The following is an 18,415-nucleotide window of genomic DNA, read 5'->3' on the forward strand; positions in this document are numbered from 1 at the left end:
TATTACTCATCAAGGCCAAGAGATGATGATAATTCCCTATATGCATCAGCTTGCGCAAGAAGCACTCTGGCTTTAGTTTCTAATGTTTCAACCGCATCAGCACCGGCAGCGAAGCGCACGGGAGGACTGTCCAGTCCCGCCAGATGTATTATAGCTTCAGCCAGTTTATGGGGATCACCACCCTGTGTACCATCCATACTGCGCCAGGCTGACTTATTTTCCCGTGTTTGTTCCGCATAATCATCAACAGTAAGCGCAGCATATGTAGTTGAATCATCAGTAAGAAGTTCAGTTCGGAAGAAGCCTGGCACCACAATCATTGTCTGGATCCCGAATCTTTCTACTTCCATCGCTAATGATTCCATCCATCCTTCGACACCGAATTTGGCAGCTGCATATGCAGAACAGAATGCATATCCCGTGATCCCGGCAGAGGAGGAGATGGTAACTATCAATCCCCTTTTCTCTCGGCGCATTAAAGGCAACACTGCCCGGGTAACATTCATTGGCCCCAGAAGCAGTGTTTCAATTTGACTGCCAACCTGACTAGGACTTAATTCCTCAAAGAAACCCGCATAAAAATTTCCAGCATTATTTACCAGTACATCAATTGTACCGAATTTAGCCACAGCTGCTGCGACAGCAGCTTCTGCATCTTTACTGTCGGTGATATCGAGTTGTAAAGTCAAAAGTGCGTCGTTCTTACCAAGGGCAAGGGCTACTTTCGCCGGATCACGTCCCGTCGCGACCACATTATGACCTGCGGCCAACGCTGCTTTTGCAATATCCAAACCCAGACCACGACCTGCACCGGTAATTAACCATACTTGTTTATCTTTCATCGATTGTTTCTCATATTGTGTTGAACAATTTTTTACATATATTCAGTCTTACATTGCCTGGACAGTCGGTCTGATCAAAATTTCGCTTAGGCTGGTACGCTTAGGTCTGTTCAATGCAAAAGCAATAACATCGGCAATGTCTTCTGGCGGAATTGCCCAGCCCAGTGACTCAATGGCGGTTTTTTTACTCTCCTCATGAGTAATGTGCGTTGTTAACTCAGTGGCGACAGCTCCAGGCTCGATCACCATTACCCTGACCGTGGGTTGCAACTCTAATCGCAAGGATTCTGACCAGCCATTCATACCCCATTTTGTCGCCGCGTAACCAGCATATCCTGCACCTGAGACGCGACCGGCAACCGACGAAATATTTATCAAATCACCGCCACCGTTAGCCTTGAGTTGTTCCAGAAACACTTCAGTTACCGTCATTGCTCCAAGAAGATTTGTTTCGATCATTTGGCGATATTCATTGCGTTGTGCCTGGCCGAAAGGACCTGTCAGCATAACGCCGGCATTATTAATGAGCACGTCAATATCACCCCAATGTCTTTTTATTGTTTCAGCTGCAGAGACTATTGAATCACGATCCGTGACGTCTGCTTTAATTGCAATCGCATCATCACCCAACGCTTTAGCTAGCAACTTAATTTTATCAATTCTTCGGGCAAGGAGTGCCACTCTGTATCCTTCCCAAATAAGGGATTTCGCAATGGCTTCACCTATACCAGAAGATGCACCTGTAATAACAACGATGCGTTTTACTTTTTCCGAAAGATTCATATTCACTCCTTAAATTATGATGCCATTGTTTTCAAGTTTGATTAAAGAAGTCAATTAAAGGCACTTGTAGAACGCAATAGAAAACATTTGACCTTTCACGACAACCTTGAACACCTTAAATATCATGCCACTATGCATATAAATAAGAGCATATATTTCGACATAATGATTGCCTAAAGTGATTTAAATTCACCCGTACTAAAGAAGTACCCACAATGTTGATGAATTTAACAATAAATGACAGAATTAGAGGTTAAGATGCAATACAATTCCAGTAGTTCCTTTCTTGTCACTCTTTCTGATTCAATAGGTAAACTGGCACACACAGAAGGTGATTTCGCAACCCTGATACCGGAATTGACAGTCTTTCGGCGTAACCGCCCCACTTCCCCGGTTCATTGTATCTATCAAATGGCATTAGGGGTCGTTACACAGGGCGAGAAGGAAGTTATGTTAGCAGGGAAAGTAACTCGTTATCACGCGGGAGAAACACTGCTTTCCACTATCGATTTACCTATTGTAACTCATGTGTTGCAAGCCAGCGATGAGCTACCGTTTCTGGGGCTATCGTTAACATTAGATCCAGTGCTGATAAGCCAAATTTCAGCATCTATGAGTCCTTCACAACCTGTGAAAAATGACTTTCCACGCCCCCTCACCGTTGAGCCATTGGATGAGGGTCTGGCGGATGCGTTGTTAAAATTAGTAAACTTAAATTCAGAACCCCATCTCGTCACTCATATTGCACCGTTAATAAAACAAGAAATTATTATTCGTTTACTGTCAGGTCCCTATGGTAGCCAACTTAAAAATTTTGCTAAAGCAGGTTCGCCCAGCCAACAAATATCTAAAGTAGTAAGGTGGATAAAAGTTAATTTCGCTCAATCATTAAGTATGAATGAATTAGCTGCAAGTGCTTATATGAGCCCCTCTTCGTTTCGGCAACATTTTAGAGGCGTTACAGGAATGAGCCCGCTTCAGTTTCAGAAAAAGCTTCGCCTCCAGGAAGCTCGTCACCAGATGTTAAGTAACAACCTCGATGCAGTAAGTGCTGCTCTATTTGTTGGTTATGAAAGTGCTTCACAGTTTAGTCGTGAATACAGCCGCGAGTTTGGAGAATCACCTCATCGGGATATAAAGAATCTACGTGCAAGTTGATGTCATTTTTTGCTTGAAATTCAGGTTTCCAATAATTGACATTCCCCGTTGAGTACATGCGTATTTCAATGCCCCTGTATGCCGCTCTGCTCAGTGCTCGCTATGGCTGCGGGCCGCCTGCTACGCGACATAACGGGAGACGGCGGCAATCTCGCCAAAGGGGGGGCTGTAAGTATCCAGGCAAAATGGACGATCGCCTGTTTGATCGAGTTTGTCAGGCGTAATATCTAACTCGGATGCATTTTCATTTCTGCGGTACAGGCTCATAAAACTGAAACGAGCATGGCGTTTAACGATACATACACCATGCCCGAAAAATGATTTTTTAGCTTCAGTTACCGTTCAACCCCAACAATTTTCTGAGATGAGAAGCATCGGTATTGGCACGAAAACCGGGGCCACCATCTTCAAAACCTTGTGAACTTTTGAGGTCTCCGGTAATGACAGGCTCACTGCCTGCATCCCGAACCAGTTGTGCTGCAGTTGCCAGTGCCTGCTCGTCATCGCTTGCGATACCAACACCTAATTTATCTGCAGTACGACTGGCTGAAGCAGCAATTCTGCCAGCATCTACCGAGTTAAACGCTCTGACCAAGCGAGTACCGGGTAAATATTTTAAGGATGTGGCTCCCACGCCGTTACGCTTTGCCTCCTGGGTAAGGACATTATTTGAATCAGCAGTTGGGTTTGTTGCATCCAGAACTACCTTTCCTCTGATTGCATTTCCGAGATCTTTTCCTAATGCAGGCAGTGCGTCATAAGGCACGGCGAACAATACGACCGTACCAAACTCCGCCGCTTGCAGAGGCGTTCCCACTGAAGCTTTAGGCCCCAGTTCGGCAACCGTCGACTTTAACTCTTCAGGATGACGTGACGAAAACATTACTTCATGACCTGCGGCCACCCACAGCTTTGCAACCGTACCACCCAGCCAGCCGGCCCCGATTACACCTATGCGCATAGGGGCAGGTGAAATCTGCTCTGTAGCTGCTGACACGCTTGCAGAGGACAAAACACCCGACAGACACAGACAACCCAAAATATTAAGAATACTTTTTCGCGTAATTTTCATATTGCACCTCAGGACTGGAAACGGGAATGATCCGTTTTACTGGTTATGGAAATGAGTTGTAGTCTGCTTTGCTGATGACCCAAATATAGGCTGATGCAGAGCCATATTACTGAAAGAGGAATTGAAAGAAGGGCTATCCCGGTTATACCCAGCCCCAGAGAGCTCAACGCAAGCCAACTCCAGCTCCCGATCTGATCGCCACCGCGATAAACAACCGTATCAATGAAATTCTTTGATTTGTAACGTTCTTCACGACTGACCACGGTGAAAAGAACTTCTCGTGTTGGCCGCGTGAGGCCGAAGTTGATGACACGTCGCAGCACCTGAATAACAACAAATGTCGCTATTCCGGGTGAAGCTGCCAGCGCACCAAAACTCAATATGCTTACGGTGGGTAAAATGCTTAACGTGAGCAACACGCCCAGACGCCCGAGAATGCTGGCTGTCAGAAAAATCTGTACAAAAAGCGTAAGAGTATTAACCCAGAAATCAACAGTTGCAAAGAAAGCAATGCGCTCAGCACTGCCAGAGAAACTGGCCTCAGCAAGAGAAGCCTGATGAAAGTAAAGAAAGGTTGAGCTCATGCTGTAAAGCAGCATAAAGCTGGCAATACACAATAAATAGGGTGACCGGAGAGTATGTGTCACCCCTGAAAAAATGCCGCCGCCCACGGGCACATGATACTCTTCACCCTCAGTTTTCGAATGAAAACTTGAAGACGTACTGGCCAGTTTTCGTGATGCAAAAACAGTGATTTCCAGGAGAACAATGGCTAGACCGAATAAGAAGTTTCTGCCTGTCAATTCTACTGCACTAAATGTTATCAAGGACCCAGAAATCCCCCCCAGGGTGGCGCCCGTCGAAAGCAGTCCGAACAGCCTTTTACCCTGTTCGCTGTTGAACACATCCACAACAAATGACCAGAAAACCGATACAACAAACAGGTTGAAAACTGACATCCAGATGAAGAATGCCCGACCAGCCCAGACCTGCTGTTCCGAAGAGGTCAGAGAAAGGACCAACATAAAAATTAAAAGATGGAGCATGAAAAACCGGTATGTTATGCGAATAAAGGTTTCTCGTTGCCATTTTCGTACTGCCCATGAAAACAATGGATTAAAAGCTAGCATGGCAATTAATGTGGCAGAAAAAAGCCAGGGTAAATTCTTTATTCCGCTGGCAACGCCCAATTCATCTCTTACCGGACGTAAAAGATAGTACGCAAGGAAAAGAGAAAATATGTATAACCATGACCATAAAACAGCGGCAACCTCATTACCTTTTACATGAAAGCATTTTTTAAAAATAATAGATAATTTGTTCTTCTTTAAAAGAAGAAGAACTGATTCATACTTCATATCGGGCCCTGTATTGTTAACCGACAAACTGAAATAGTGCTGTAGTTAGCCTAATTTTATTTAGTTAAACTCTGTTTTTTATACCATCACTCTCTAAAGCAAATCCACAGGCATCGCTTTTCTTTACATAATTTTTATTACATGCGTTTTATTTGTTATTTTAGGCAATAAATAAATTAAATTAAGCAACAACCCTAACTTTTCATTTGCTAAAATAAAACGCAGTCTTTTATATGGGACGTTTCTGACATGCAGTTTAAATTCACACATATACACTGGGTGTTTTATCACTAAAGTTCACAAATACGCAGTGGCCAAAATTATTTGATAAAAATTAGTTTTGAAGGTCCATGCTGACCGAATTAAAGAGGAGCCGGTATGGCTGAGGAATTTGATACCAAAGAAAACTGCGGCGACACTCATCGCGCCTGGACTTGGCACGGCAGCCCTGAACCGCAGGCGCTTAAGTGTGAATATACTGATATCCCGGTGCCTGAGTCCGATGAAGTTTTGGTGAGAAACGCCATCATCGGACTGAATCCGGTGGACTGGAAAGTGCTGACTCCCGGACTGACTGACTGGAAAGAGGGACATGTTCCGGGCGTTGACGGTGCCGGAACCGTGATTGCTGTCGGCAACAAGGTTGATGAGCGCTGGCTGGGTTGCCGCGTAGTTTATCATCAGAATCTGGGTAAGCCGGGTAGCTTTGCTGAACATACCCCCGTTGCTGCCCGGGCGCTGATGCGCGTACCTGATGCGATGACATTTGACATTGCTGCCAGCGTCCCCTGTCCGGCTCTTACCGCCTGGCTTGCCATCGAAAAGTTACCGGCCAGTAAGGGAGCCCGTTTGCTAATCAGCGGTGCCGGCGGGGCTGTGGGGCACTATCTTGTTCAGTTCGCTCTGTCCCGAGGATTTATCGTTACCGCTATGTGCAATACGCGCCATTGGCTGCGTCTTGAGTCTCTGGGAGTACAGTTCTGCACTGAAGGGCCCCTACCTGCAGAACAGACGTGGACTCGGGAGCATACCGCTGAATTTTTCGCTGTTATCGACTCGGTGAATAAGGAACATGCCGCCCGTCTGACGCCAGTACTTAAAGCTAATGGGCACATCGTCAGTATTCAAGGGCGAGTGGTCGAATGGCCCTGTCCTCCGTTTGGCAGAACATTATCGATGCATGAAGTGGCGCTGGGTGCGCTTCACTGGTTTGGTGACAACGACGAATGGCGAACGCTCACTGAAGTCGGTGAGAAAATACTCAGAGACCTGACAAACGGACGCCTGGTGGCGGAAAAAACAGTCTCTGCCGGTTTTGAAGAGCTTCCCCGCTTGCTCAATGAGCTTCGCCATCGTCAGTTCAGTGGAAAACCTCTTATCCTTATTAACTGAATCAGTACTTTGCAATTATTATGTCAAAAGCATTTACGCCAATTACCCTAGAAGGTGTCACCCTGCGTAAACCGGAAGGCGCTATCTATCAGCTTCAGTTGTTCTGCGGTATCTTCGCCCAAGTAGCTCAGCGATCCATCGCAGCCCGGACAATATGAATCTGCGGGCAACAACCTTTTATCGTCGCGGGGAAGTAATTCAGAGTGCGAATCTAATGCCGCGGGCGTTGAACCTCCGGGTCGTCCACCCGGTCGGTGAGGACACCACCCTCCATCTGTAGTCGGTCCAGTTCGGTTTCCATCTTTTCGATACGGCGGGATGTTTTTCCGAAACGGCTGCCGAAGATCATCTGGCGGAGCCATCGGATTGAAAGCCAACATGGCAATGTATGCCGAGGAAAAAGCCAGGGTAGGGAATACCGTTTAAGAAAACTTAAACGGTATTTTTTAATGTCGCTTGACCTATCTCAGACTCAGATTTTATCCATCAAATAACGATGCGCCTTGGATGCCGTACTGGCGGCCTTGAAAATATAGCGTTTATCATTTTTCAGTGCTTTCAGCCAGGAAGCAATATAGCTTTCGTGCTGGACCTCTCCGACAATTCCCAGATCCGCCATCAGGAACGCGCTTCCCAGCTCGGCGATCAGCTCCTCAAAAGCATAATCCTCACTGCCAAATTTCCCTTTCATTTCACGGTTAAGTCGTTTTTTACCACCACTCCAGTGAACCAACTCATGCAGGCCGGTAGCGTAGAAATTAGCTGCATCAGAAAACAGATGGCGCTCTGGTAGCCAGACTTCATCAGTTGAGGGGCTGAAAAAGGCGTTTTGTCCTTTCTCAATGATGTTTGCGCCGCTCTTCTGGAACAGATTTTCAGCCTCCGGCAACGGGTCAAAGGTTGCTTCTGGGCTGACTATTTCAGTTGTCAACGTAAGGCCATCAATTTGTTCAACATTGAACACATTGAAGGTTTTCAGCATCGGTATCTGGACGATTTCGCCATCTTCGTTTTCCTTCTCTAAGGCTGTATAGAAAATGGCTGTCGTGCCGTGCTCGCCTTTGCGAACCAATCCACCTACTGCCTGTGCTTGTTTGTAGGTCATCCAGCGTGAATCACCAAAGCCCTGTTTTGACGCGCTGCACCACAACAGCATGATATTCATTCCGCTATACGCGATACCGGTTGCGAAATTGGAAGGCAACCCAGACATGCCCGGCACTCGCCGCCACGGGCAGGACCAGGGCTTAACACCTGCTTCAAGTGCAAAAATGATGTTGTCAGTAACGTTCTGATAAATATCGGTTTTGGTTTTAGAAAATTTCGTTTTTGAGGAGCCTGACTGCTCCAGCGGGGATACGTTGGTCGCCACTGCGGTGTTAGGGGCGCTAGTCTGGGTATGCAGGGGAATCGTCATGGTTTTTTCTCCGTCAGTAGTGTGATTTTCGTCTTCGAATCGCCTGACGGTTCGCTTTCCCGACATCGTTCCGGCCTGCAAGGGCGCAGCATGCGTGTCATTTACCCTTGCGGGACGGGTTGTGTTGGGAAACGATTAGCCGGAAGCTGATACGGGGAACGGAAAACGCGCGGGAGAAAAAACTAACCCTGTATAGTCGGACGTAGCGCCCCTTAGGCCGCAGCGGTGAAACGGTTTTTGGAGTTATAGCGGTTTAATGAATTTAGGAATAATGTAATGTTGTCAGAGCGAACTAAAACTGGTCATAGATTTACAGTTTTCCAGCACAATTTTTCTTTATTGCATCAGACACAATTACAATCGCAGGGATCGTCACTGAATGAATGGCAGCCAAAACCCCATAGCCTCGCGACGGACTTTGCCCATTAACAACTATTTTTAAAGTCTACATGAGAACAACGACAGAATGGCTACCGTATTATTGGCAACAAATGAACTAACTCATCAATTCATTTGATAACTTGTACTAAGGGAGGAGGTAGAATGAAGCTTGAGGCAATTCGATTATCTGGTTTCCAGTCTTTTGGCAAAGTACCAACCGAATTGAGCTTGGAAGATGTTACTTATCTCATTGGTCCTAATGGATCAGGTAAAACAGCAGTACTTCAGGCTTTATGTCGACTTTTTGCGTTTGATCCAACATTGCGTCGTGTCCAACGATCAGATTTCCATGTCCCTTTTGATGAAGGTGAAGCTCCTCCTGAGAGACAGTTGTGGATTGAAGCTGACTTCCTGTTTCACGAGCTTGCTGAGGATGAGGATAACAGTACCGTGGCTCCTCATTTTGGTCATATGCGACTTGATGAGCCAGAAGGTATTCCACGTGTGCGTTTTCGCCTCACTGCAACTATGGGAATGGATTGGGATATTGAAGAAAACTTAGTATATGTTTTGGATGTTAATGCTGATAATTCACCTCAAACCACAGCTCAAGTAACACGAGCAGAGCGTAACAATATCCAAATTCACTATTTGCCAGCCAGACGAGATCCGGCAGACCATATTGCTTACGGTGCGAACGCATTACTCGGACGTTTGCTTCGTGCTGTACGTTGGGATGATGAACGTAATGCGATTAGGGGATTAACCAACCAGATAAGCGAGAGCCTAGAAGCTAACCCCTCCATCAATGCTTTCAGTGAAAGTTTGAAATTAACCTGGGCAACCCTACACAAAGGCAAATTTTTCTCTGATCCTAAAATTACATTTGTGGCTTCGGAGATTGAAGCATTGCTACGACATTTATCGGTTTCATTTACTCCCGGCCATGATGGCTCGCTTGTCGATTTTTCTCGGTTGAGTGATGGTCAAAAATCGATGCTTTACCTTTCTCTTGTTCTGTCATCTCAAGCGATCGGTAGAGCTGTGCTCGCAGAGGAAGATGTTACATTTGATCCCGACAAGTTGCGCCCTCCGATTTTTACGCTGGTCGCAGTAGAAGAACCGGAGAATAGCCTTTCTCCTCATTACTTGGGACGTATTGTCAGTGCCTTGAATACCATGGCAAAGAATATTGATGCGCAAGCCTTAATTGCTACTCATGCACCATCAATGTTGCGAAGAGTTGATCCTATGTTTATACGTTACCTACGACTTACTGAGGAAAGAAAAACACGAATTACGTGTATCAAATTGCCACCTAAAGCTGATGAAGCACATAAATTTGTGAGAGAGGCTGTACAAGCATTCCCTGAGATTTATTTCTCACGCTTGGTTGTACTTGGCGAAGGAGATAGTGAAGAAATCGTACTGCCGCGTTTGCTCCAGGTTAAAGGTACTCCTGTTGATGAATCAGCCATTACGGTAGCACCGTTAGGTGGTAGGCATGTAAATCATTTCTGGCGGTTGCTTTCCGCACTGCAGATTCCCTATCTGACTTTGCTTGATCTGGATGTAGGTCGGTATGGTGCAGGATGGGGGCGAATTAAATACGTTAACGATCAGCTTGCTGCATTTGAGCCGGAGAAAATACTTCCTACAGAATGGAAAATTACAAAATGGAATGATGAAACTACGCCAATAAGAACTCACCATTTTTTTAATAAAGGCACGCAAGACATTTTTGAAGCGCTTGAAAAAAGATCTGTGTTTTTTTCCTTTCCCATGGATTTGGACTTTTCCATGTTACTAGCTTATCCCGAAGCTTATGGAGTTGAAGAAGATGAGCCGGACGAGTCAACAATAAAAGCAGTACTTGGCAAAAGCTATAACAATGTTTCTCAATATAGTGCAGATGAACAGAGCTTGTTCGCTACTTACCATCAACGTTTTAAATTAGGTAGTAAGCCAGCCGCACACATTGATGCTTTAGCGAAACTAAGCGACAAAGAATTAATTGCGAATATGCCAGAGTCGCTGAATAGACTAGTTGATGCCCTTATTGCCAAACTTGGAGAATTACCTGAATGATTCCTATTGAAGCATGGCAACCCGCCGATGGATTAACACTGGAACCAAATGCAAAACGAGCAGCAAAAGCCCGTAAACGTTGTTTAGCTCTTACCGCGGGTCCTGGCGCTGGTAAAACTGAAATGCTTGCACAGCGGGCAGATTTCCTATTACGGACAGGTACATGTCGGTATCCGAAGCGGATTCTCGCTATCTCTTTCAAAGTTGATGCAAGTAGAAATTTAAAAGAGCGTGTCGAACGGCGCTGTGGTGCAGACCTTGCCTCCCGTTTCGACAGCTATACTTTCCATGCATTTGCCAAGCGAATTATCGATCGTTTTAGACCAGTGCTGAAAGGAAGAGATGCATTGGATTCCGGCTATACGATCGTTGAAAAGAAAATCGGTATATCTAGCACCCAAATAGAGTTTAGTGATCTTGTTCCATTGGCTATCAAGATATTGCAAAACTCAAGAATTGCCCGTAATGCAATTCGTCAGGCTTACAGCGATATTTTTCTTGATGAGTTTCAGGATTGTACAAATTTGCAGTATGAATTAGTTAAGCTTGCTTTTCTAGGGACTAAAATCCGCCTCACTGCTGTAGGCGATACTAAGCAAAAAATCATGGGTTGGGCGGGAGCGATGGATGGGATTTTTCAAACATTTACTAATGATTTTAATGCCGTACCACTAAACATGTACCGTAATTTCCGATCAAAACCGCAATTACTAAAAGTTCAGAACGAAATAATTCGGGAGCTTGATCCGACCTCTGCCATGCCAGATGAACAACTGAATGGTGACGAAGGTGAGATTCATGTCGAGAGTTTCGGAAACAGCCAAGAAGAAGCCATTTATTTGGCGAATATTATTAATAACTGGATCAGTAAAGAACAATTACCACCAGCCGAGGTTGCTGTCTTAGTTTCTAAACAGTTAGATCTCTATGCTGACCATCTAATGATGGAGTTGGAATTACGTGGTATCCCATATCGAAATGAACAGCAAATGCAGGATATAACTGTCGAGCCAGCTGCACGTTTAATCGTAGATTATCTTTCATGCCTCTATGGAAAGCGTGAACCCAAGGCTTGGATCCGTTTGATGAATCAGTTGATTCCTTTTGCCGATGAAGAAGTACAGTCCAGTGCGCGAAAGGACCTTGATCGTTTGTTAAAAAAACAGCGCAAAGAAGCAGCTAGTGCTGAACAGCTTGATTCACCTTTTTCTTGTTGGTGGATGTTTGTGAAGGCGTTTTTAAAGCATATTGGCTCAGATACGATCGTAGCCTTATCACCTGATTACGAATCTCACAAACGCCTACAGGAAGTTTTTCGTGATACCAAAGCACGTATTGAAGAATTGCTTAAAATTGAATCTGATTTGCCGCAAGCGCTCGGGCGATTTACGGATGACCAAGCAGTCCGGATTCTGACCATTCACAAAAGCAAAGGACTAGAGTTCGATTCTGTAATTATAATGGCGGTTGAAAACGAGATTTTCTTTGGTAACCAAGATGAGAATCGGTGTGCATTTTTCGTTGGTGTTTCACGTGCGAAAAGACGATTGATATTAACTCATGCAGACGAGCGACAACGTCCTGCTAACGCCAAACGTTGGAATGTCAATCGTACTGCTCAATCCGAATATATTGGTTATGTTACACCGTATAAAAATATTAATTTCTAGTAGAGGCTAATTATTTTTTGAGATGGTATAGTAATACTTAATCGAATAATTTATGCACCTTATAGTAAAGGTCATGAATTATTACTTAGCGCTACCCTAAGAATTCGAGCAGCGTTAAGTCAGTTTAATATGGCACACAGCAAGTCATTTTCAATACAAAATATTGAATATTAAATTTATTTAATCATCTTCACCATGATCTCTCACAGACAATTGAATATTTTTGTATTCAGCCCGTAGAGAATCATATTTCGTGCTATTCAATAACTTATCAGGACTTAACTTAATAACATTAGCATTATTTTTAAATTCATTTAATGCATCATTCTCCATTGCACATAGTATTATCTGATAATCCTGAGGGACACTATGCATTAGTTCTTTGATGACTGTTTCATAACGGTGTCCCGCCTGCTCTTGCTGGTTAGGCGTATCAATGACGAATGGAGGCACTATGCACGTGTTAGCACCATGTATTTGTTGCAGTACAGAGAGTTGATAAGCGAGCAATCCCCTAGCAGCCTCAGCAGCACCACCACCGAGCAACTGTTTGTAATCAATAGGTGATTTCACTTTGCTAAGATTTATTCCTGTTGAACCAAGCGCTTCAATGTTTCCCAACAGTTTTAACATAAAGGAAGAATTCAGTTCTTCCTTGTCTTTGGTTGAAAGAAGTTTCCTCTGGTCTTTTCTTAGCCCCGTAATAGAACTGTTGGCTTTGCTGATTTTTAGATCTTCATTCTCAATTTTAACTTGAATGTTTCTTGAGACATTTTCAGTGGATATAGTATCTATTACTTGCGCAATTAGCCCTTTTTCACTTGCATTGTCATCAGTGATATACTTCTTATTAATTCTTTCTATTTCATAAGTCGCAAACAGAGCATCCTCATTTAATTCAGCTAATGATAATTTAAGCTCTGATATTTTAGATGCTATTGAATTTGCCTCATCAAGAAGCGAATCCTTTTCTGAAAGAAGTAGCGCTCGGTTAGGCAGTGAGTTATCGTGAAGAGTGCCACACAATGGACACTCTAAATTATCCGTAGGTATGGATTCTACTGCAAATTTATAATCTTCTTCGAGCTCGTTTGCAGAACTGGTGGCTAACTCATACTGTCTTTCGAGATCATAGATATTCGAGGTAATCGTTGCCTGAGCATCATAAAGCTTCGTTTGATAATCGATTAACTCGCGAAGTTCAGTGTTTATTTCTTCTTGAATTCTGCTGAAATCTTCATTATCCAAAGCTATGGGGAGATCAACCGAATTATCAACTATGACTTCAACTGCGCTTTGAAATTTCTCTATTTTGACTGCAGATTCCTTTTTGACATCACTGTATTCACAAATGCTTTCTTCAATATCAAAATGCTCTGGCTTCAGATAACCAGTAAAGTATTTGATTAACGGTTTTTTCCAGTTTGAATATTGGCCTAAGTTTTCAAATGAATCCCAAGGTGAACTCCAACTTTTTATCTGATCGATATAGAAAGGTAAAAAATAATATGCGGGCGGAGGAGTCTCTAAGTTTCCATCACTACGATTAGGAAGCTTCATTTTAAAGTTAACAAGATCTGATAAGTCTTTTGAAAAATCACCAGTAATATGTGTATATCTTCTGGTTTCACCACCGATAGCACCCAAAATTATTGAATGACTCCCTCGGCAAGAAAAATACTGTTTGTTGTTTATAGTGAAATATAAGATCGATTTAATGTCATTTGATTTCCATTCTTCATCGATAACAGGATCGCATCCTAGAGACCATAGTAAGCTTTTGGCTAGAGTGGATTTGCCAATACTGTTATCTTCTCCGGTAATTAGATTCAATCTCTTCGGGAACGTAAACTGATTCGCAAGTCTTTTCGAATCTGATATCAGAACCAATCGTTGAAATGTCAAGCTTCTCATTTTTCTTGTTCCTTAAGTTACGAATTAACAATTTGTAATGATCTTTTTTGCTTCTTATATTATTCATGCATCACCTTTAAAAAGCAGTAAATTATCTCGCAAAGTATATCGTCATGTTCAGGAATTTGGCTTTCAATGCCCAGTTCTTTAGCTTTCACAATAACTGACTCAATGTAATCGTTGGTTTCTGTAAAATCTTCTTCTGGTACGCTAATAAGCGCCTGTTGAGCTATCCTCATTATATTCATATCAAAAGCTGAAACGTGACCGACTCGACGTAAGAAAAGTTGTTTGATTTTTTTATTAATCTTTCGATAAGTTAAAGTGTTCCATTTCATATCGTTTCTAGCTAAATACGCGAAGTCTTTCTCAAACTCATCAAATTTTGGGCTTGTAGTGTTAACTGCTATGACATCTTTTACCTTATGAGATGTAAGAGACTTATCCTCTACCATTTTCTCCCACATAGTAAAGTCGTAAGTATTTTGTCCTTTGCGATGAATTTCATCGATGATTGCCCTATAAATATTGACGGCATTACAATGACTATTTGGGAATATTTCATTTACTAATTCAGCAAATCTGCCGATGACAAATTCCTCTTGATTCTCTAGTTTTATTTTTGGGACGATGAATTTTAGGTTTTCTGGAAGAATATCTATCCCAAGCTCGGCCTTTAACTTCCCAATTAATCCCGATAGACAATTTACGCTAAGATCACCTGAAGTTAAAATATCTAGCTTTAACTTATTATCTTTTTGATCAAATGAGAAACCACTTGAGGATACAAGACCTATTTCCGTAATACGTGTTTCATAATTAGTGCCTATGCATGAGTTTAATAGCTTACCTAGAATGGAACTTTTAGGCCCCTTAGCACCTTTTTCTCGTTTGGTTAAGGCGTCAGGAGTGAAAGGATTTCCAGTGTTCTTTACTTGAAATAATTCAAATTTTGCCGAACTTCCATACAATGAGTCTGCTATAACAACATCCTCATGATATTCAATTAATAATGCATAGTCAGAATTAGATTTATGCTTTTCAATTATTCTGCATAGAGCCCAATGATATTGAAAATCATATTTCCCGAATGTGGTTGCCCCTGAAGTGTCTCTTTGAGCATGACCTAAAATATTATTTTCCATTGATAAGTCCATCCTTCTAATGGAGATGAGTCGAATCACTATTAATTTTTATTACTAATTTAATTTAGGAAGGACAATAAGTCTATCAAATCGTGCTCTTAGCCCGCTCCACGGCAGTTCTGTAAGTGAATGACCCAAGCCTAAAATCAGTGCAGTGCTAAAGCAGAGATCTTTGTTTATTAGCCATTATTAACATACTATGGCGTTCTCAAACAACCGCTTCTGTCACCAACCGGATCACGAACATATCAAAACTGTCTTTACCTCATTCGATTATGCTTTGCGATACGTGACATCCCGAGGCACTATCTGCCAGCTTCCGATGTACAAAACTCTTGAAGCCTGCCGGATCTAACGTGAAGCCCCCACAGGCAAGCTAATTCCTAACGATAAGGCCGACTACGATAACATCCCTACTTACGCCAACAAACGTTAGGCCATGATATTGGTGCGGGGTACCTAATATTGACATCACGCAGCGGTATTCGGTCAATCTATGAGATAGCTTTCGTCCATCTCTGGGTCAACTTCAAATCTCTCAGTTTCAAAATATATAAGACCTACTTCTTTTGGAAGGGCATCTAGTTTGTCGAGTACGGCATTAATTCGAGCGCATTGGTCAGCATTGATATAGAAGCGATGGTCGTTTAACCAATTCCGAGAATCATGATAGTTGTCGAGCGTTGCCGCCTCCAGTGTTACGACACATTGTTCTATTCTTGAACGACTGCACAGTCGCTTGATTGGAGGAATGATATCGACCGTTCGATCATCCGACACGACGATCGCAAGCCTTCGAGTGCTGCTCGTTTGTACGTAACGCACGCCGGAATTATATCGAGATCCCCTTGATGGCGTACACTCATCGGTCGCTTCACCGTCGAGAATAATCCCGATAGCATGGCAAAGACCAGCAGGATCAAGCAGTATTGTGCCATCGATACCACTGACACTTCGAAGGAGTGATTCAGTGAGCCTAGTTGGCACGATGCTAGTACCTTGCTTGCAAAGTCGATTCGCCTCGCAGGCCGCATCTTCCGCAACGACAATCATGCTCCCATGCTCCTGACTGGTTTGGGTCATCAGAAGGTTCCACAAGTGCAATCCACTATCTTGTGACGACAACGGAAATAGCCTCGCGTAATTTGCCAGGAATGCAGCCTTGTCAAAAGGCTCCTGTGGAAGTTTGGGCACAGCATATTGACTGAGAAGCAGTGCTTGGTTACCACAGTACAACTGCCAGTGATAATGATCTATAAAATCTACCGTGAACGCATCTTGTTCACTGGGATCGTGCGACTCTTTCAGTCTCCCAAGTCCATAGATGTACTGACTATTTGCGATAATGCCGACACCTGATGCCGCCATCTGCAAGACTTTCCGAACCCATCGTGGCTCACGAAAGGGAACTGGCTCAACAAACTTCGCGAGGAACTCAACTGCCTCGTTATCTGGATCGACGAGAATGAGCTGACCTATGCCTTTCGCCCCCTCGTACATAAGAGAGGAGACAAGGTTCAAAGCATCGAAAAGATCAGTATGAATGTATCTTCGTTCGATCGAGAGGCCTGCGGTGTGCAGAAAGTCTTTTGCAGCAATCCGTATTATTTCCTCGTCATCTCTCATGCTGCCATGGGTAAATCGTCCTGGATCAGGGTTATGCAATTCCTCGGTAGCCTCACGAAGAACCGCATACATCGCTGCATGTATCAGACTGCGAAATCCATGTCCTTGTTGGCTTTCATCAACAAACTTGGAGAGCAAAGGAGGGAATTTCTCGAAAGTGTCGTTTGGAATCTGTATGACTGGGGTGACATAGTAGTCGTCTATTCGCCTAGACTCTCCGCAAAATGACGTTACGTTATGCTCGGTATCAAAAGCTTCAAGTGCCTTACTAACCGATGTTCGCACTGAGTCGCGACGCATCCACTCTGGCTTGTCACGCATGCTTGGCTCATCGCCAAAAATCATGCTCTGTAACCGATGACTCTTGTAAATCGATTCAACTGAATCCAGCAATCCTTCAAATAAAGGTAGATACCACTTACCATCTTCTGGCTCTACGCATACCGGATTCGCCTTTTTACTGCTGGGGCGGCGAGCACCAACAAGCAGCACTTCTGCATCAGCCGGTGCTCCCAATTTTTTCAGTACATTACGTGCCAGAATCTGGATGTGAATTCTGTAGCTGTCCTGATATCCCCACATAAAAAGGTTAATGATGCTACCTGCCACGTCAATTCCTCCTACTTGCTGTTTTCCGTGCCCTAGGACAGCAGTTTTATTGACTCACTTCACCATTCATTCCACATTTTGATTGCTGCGTCGATAAACGCTTCCGCATCTGCTCTCTCCCATGAAGTATGTGTCCCCTCCCAAAGCAAGTAATACTGCTCATTGGCGCATAGCAGTTTGTCCTTATCTGCTTCTGTCTGAATCCAATTCATGGCATTGACAAAGCAATCGGTATAACTGGTATCAAACTTTTCGTTTGGCACGTTATAGAGCAACCCTTCCAGGTAATAGGAGGGTGCAAGTCCTGACTTCAATTTTCCGTCATCAATGAGTTTACTTCGAAGATTCTTCAGTACGCGAACCATGGGCTTTAGCCATTTATTACTGTCCTGATGTTTTAGGGTAAGATTTTCGGAATGCTGCTTGGGGTAATTGGCAATCCGTTCACCAGCGCCATTAAAAAAACAGATACCCTCATCGTATTGTGAGTCGTAATCCCCCTTAAATTTCCAATAACGACGAAACTGCATTGATGTAATAACGTCAGCTTTGCGCCTACCTCCATTTGCCGCTATAACTATGGCCTTATCTCCCACCTTAACATCAGCCCCAAAGCGCTCTGTGAGGGCCTTAAGCACATCTTGCTTGAATTGATTATATGAATAGGTTGCGGGAACAAATGCGCGGTCGTACGCTTCTTTGTCTTCTGGTGAAAGCTGTGTGAGGTCACTGTAGTAGACATCATCAAGACATATGACTACATCAACATCACTTTCAGCATAGATGTTAGTATCGTTTCCATAGGAGCCCTGCAGGAACACTTTGAAATTCTTTCCATGATACTCAGTGTTTGCGCTCTCTAATGCATTCTTTATAGTGTTATAAGTTGAGGCAGATTGTGCAATAGATCCTTGATGGGACCATTTAACGAGCTGTGATTCAGGTATTCCCATATTATTT

Annotated in this window: 13 protein-coding genes and 1 pseudogene; 4 read left to right on the forward strand and 10 right to left on the reverse strand. The window is 43.6% G+C overall.

Annotated elements, in window-relative coordinates:
- Positions 1-2: 2 nt before the first annotated feature.
- Entirely contained in the window at positions 3-842 is an 840-nt protein-coding gene (locus IB214_RS15500) for an SDR family oxidoreductase (RefSeq protein ID WP_117341785.1), read from the reverse strand.
- A 48-nt stretch (positions 843-890) separates the two neighbouring features.
- Complete coding sequence (locus IB214_RS15505; RefSeq protein ID WP_117341784.1) at positions 891-1,625, reverse strand: SDR family oxidoreductase; 735 nt, start codon at positions 1,623-1,625, stop codon at positions 891-893.
- 237 nt (positions 1,626-1,862) lie between these two features.
- On the opposite strand from IB214_RS15505, the gene IB214_RS15510 reads away from it, so the two are divergent.
- Positions 1,863-2,783: an AraC family transcriptional regulator gene (locus IB214_RS15510; protein WP_223240184.1), complete on the forward strand. Its 921-nt coding sequence runs from the start codon at positions 1,863-1,865 to the stop codon at positions 2,781-2,783.
- 331 nt (positions 2,784-3,114) lie between these two features.
- Here IB214_RS15510 and IB214_RS15515 read toward each other — a convergent pair whose 3' ends face one another.
- On the reverse strand, positions 3,115-3,855 hold the full coding sequence (locus tag IB214_RS15515; protein WP_164496607.1) for an NADPH-dependent F420 reductase: 741 nt from the start codon (positions 3,853-3,855) through the stop codon (positions 3,115-3,117).
- Between the two features lie 8 nt (positions 3,856-3,863).
- Positions 3,864-5,213, reverse strand: coding sequence for an MFS transporter (locus tag IB214_RS15520; protein ID WP_208642056.1), 1,350 nt, complete (start codon positions 5,211-5,213; stop codon positions 3,864-3,866).
- A 378-nt stretch (positions 5,214-5,591) separates the two neighbouring features.
- Between IB214_RS15520 and IB214_RS15525 the strand changes: the two genes are divergently transcribed.
- On the forward strand, positions 5,592-6,605 hold the full coding sequence (locus IB214_RS15525) for a zinc-binding dehydrogenase (RefSeq protein ID WP_117341782.1): 1,014 nt from the start codon (positions 5,592-5,594) through the stop codon (positions 6,603-6,605).
- Between the two features lie 71 nt (positions 6,606-6,676).
- Here IB214_RS15525 and IB214_RS15530 read toward each other — a convergent pair.
- A pseudogene (locus IB214_RS15530) lies at positions 6,677-6,963 on the reverse strand (IS66 family transposase); the annotation flags it as partial.
- Between the two features lie 114 nt (positions 6,964-7,077).
- Positions 7,078-8,022, reverse strand: a complete 945-nt coding sequence (locus IB214_RS15535; RefSeq protein ID WP_117341781.1) for a zincin-like metallopeptidase domain-containing protein — start codon at positions 8,020-8,022, stop codon at positions 7,078-7,080.
- Between the two features lie 543 nt (positions 8,023-8,565).
- On the opposite strand from IB214_RS15535, the gene IB214_RS15540 reads away from it, so the two are divergent.
- Together IB214_RS15540 and IB214_RS15545 are read left to right on the forward strand one after the other, a co-directional pair.
- Positions 8,566-10,491, forward strand: a complete 1,926-nt coding sequence (locus tag IB214_RS15540; RefSeq protein ID WP_117341780.1) for an AAA family ATPase — start codon at positions 8,566-8,568, stop codon at positions 10,489-10,491.
- The gene (locus IB214_RS15545) at positions 10,488-12,161 is read left to right on the forward strand and encodes an ATP-dependent helicase (protein WP_117341779.1); all 1,674 of its coding nucleotides are present in this window, start codon (positions 10,488-10,490) and stop codon (positions 12,159-12,161) included. Before IB214_RS15540 ends, IB214_RS15545 begins: the two co-directional genes overlap by 4 nt.
- Positions 12,162-12,341: 180 nt before the next feature.
- Here the strand turns inward: IB214_RS15545 and IB214_RS15550 are convergent, their stop codons facing one another.
- The 4 genes from IB214_RS15550 to IB214_RS15565 all read right to left on the reverse strand — a co-directional run bounded on the left by IB214_RS15550 (position 12,342) and on the right by IB214_RS15565 (position 18,408).
- Entirely contained in the window at positions 12,342-14,075 is a 1,734-nt protein-coding gene (locus IB214_RS15550; protein ID WP_117341778.1) for a hypothetical protein, read from the reverse strand.
- Between the two features lie 59 nt (positions 14,076-14,134).
- Positions 14,135-15,220, reverse strand: coding sequence for a DUF4297 domain-containing protein (locus IB214_RS15555; RefSeq protein WP_117341777.1), 1,086 nt, complete (start codon positions 15,218-15,220; stop codon positions 14,135-14,137).
- Positions 15,221-15,709: 489 nt separating this feature from the next.
- A complete protein-coding gene (locus IB214_RS15560; protein ID WP_117341776.1) occupies positions 15,710-17,455 on the reverse strand; it encodes a hypothetical protein in 1,746 nt (581 codons plus the stop codon).
- A 59-nt stretch (positions 17,456-17,514) separates the two neighbouring features.
- The gene (locus IB214_RS15565; RefSeq protein ID WP_117341775.1) at positions 17,515-18,408 is read right to left on the reverse strand and encodes a nucleotidyltransferase; all 894 of its coding nucleotides are present in this window, start codon (positions 18,406-18,408) and stop codon (positions 17,515-17,517) included.
- Between the last annotated feature and the right edge of the window lie 7 nt (positions 18,409-18,415).

The organism is Citrobacter sp. C1 (genome assembly GCF_014596895.2).
Lineage (GTDB): Bacteria > Pseudomonadota > Gammaproteobacteria > Enterobacterales > Enterobacteriaceae > Citrobacter > Citrobacter gillenii.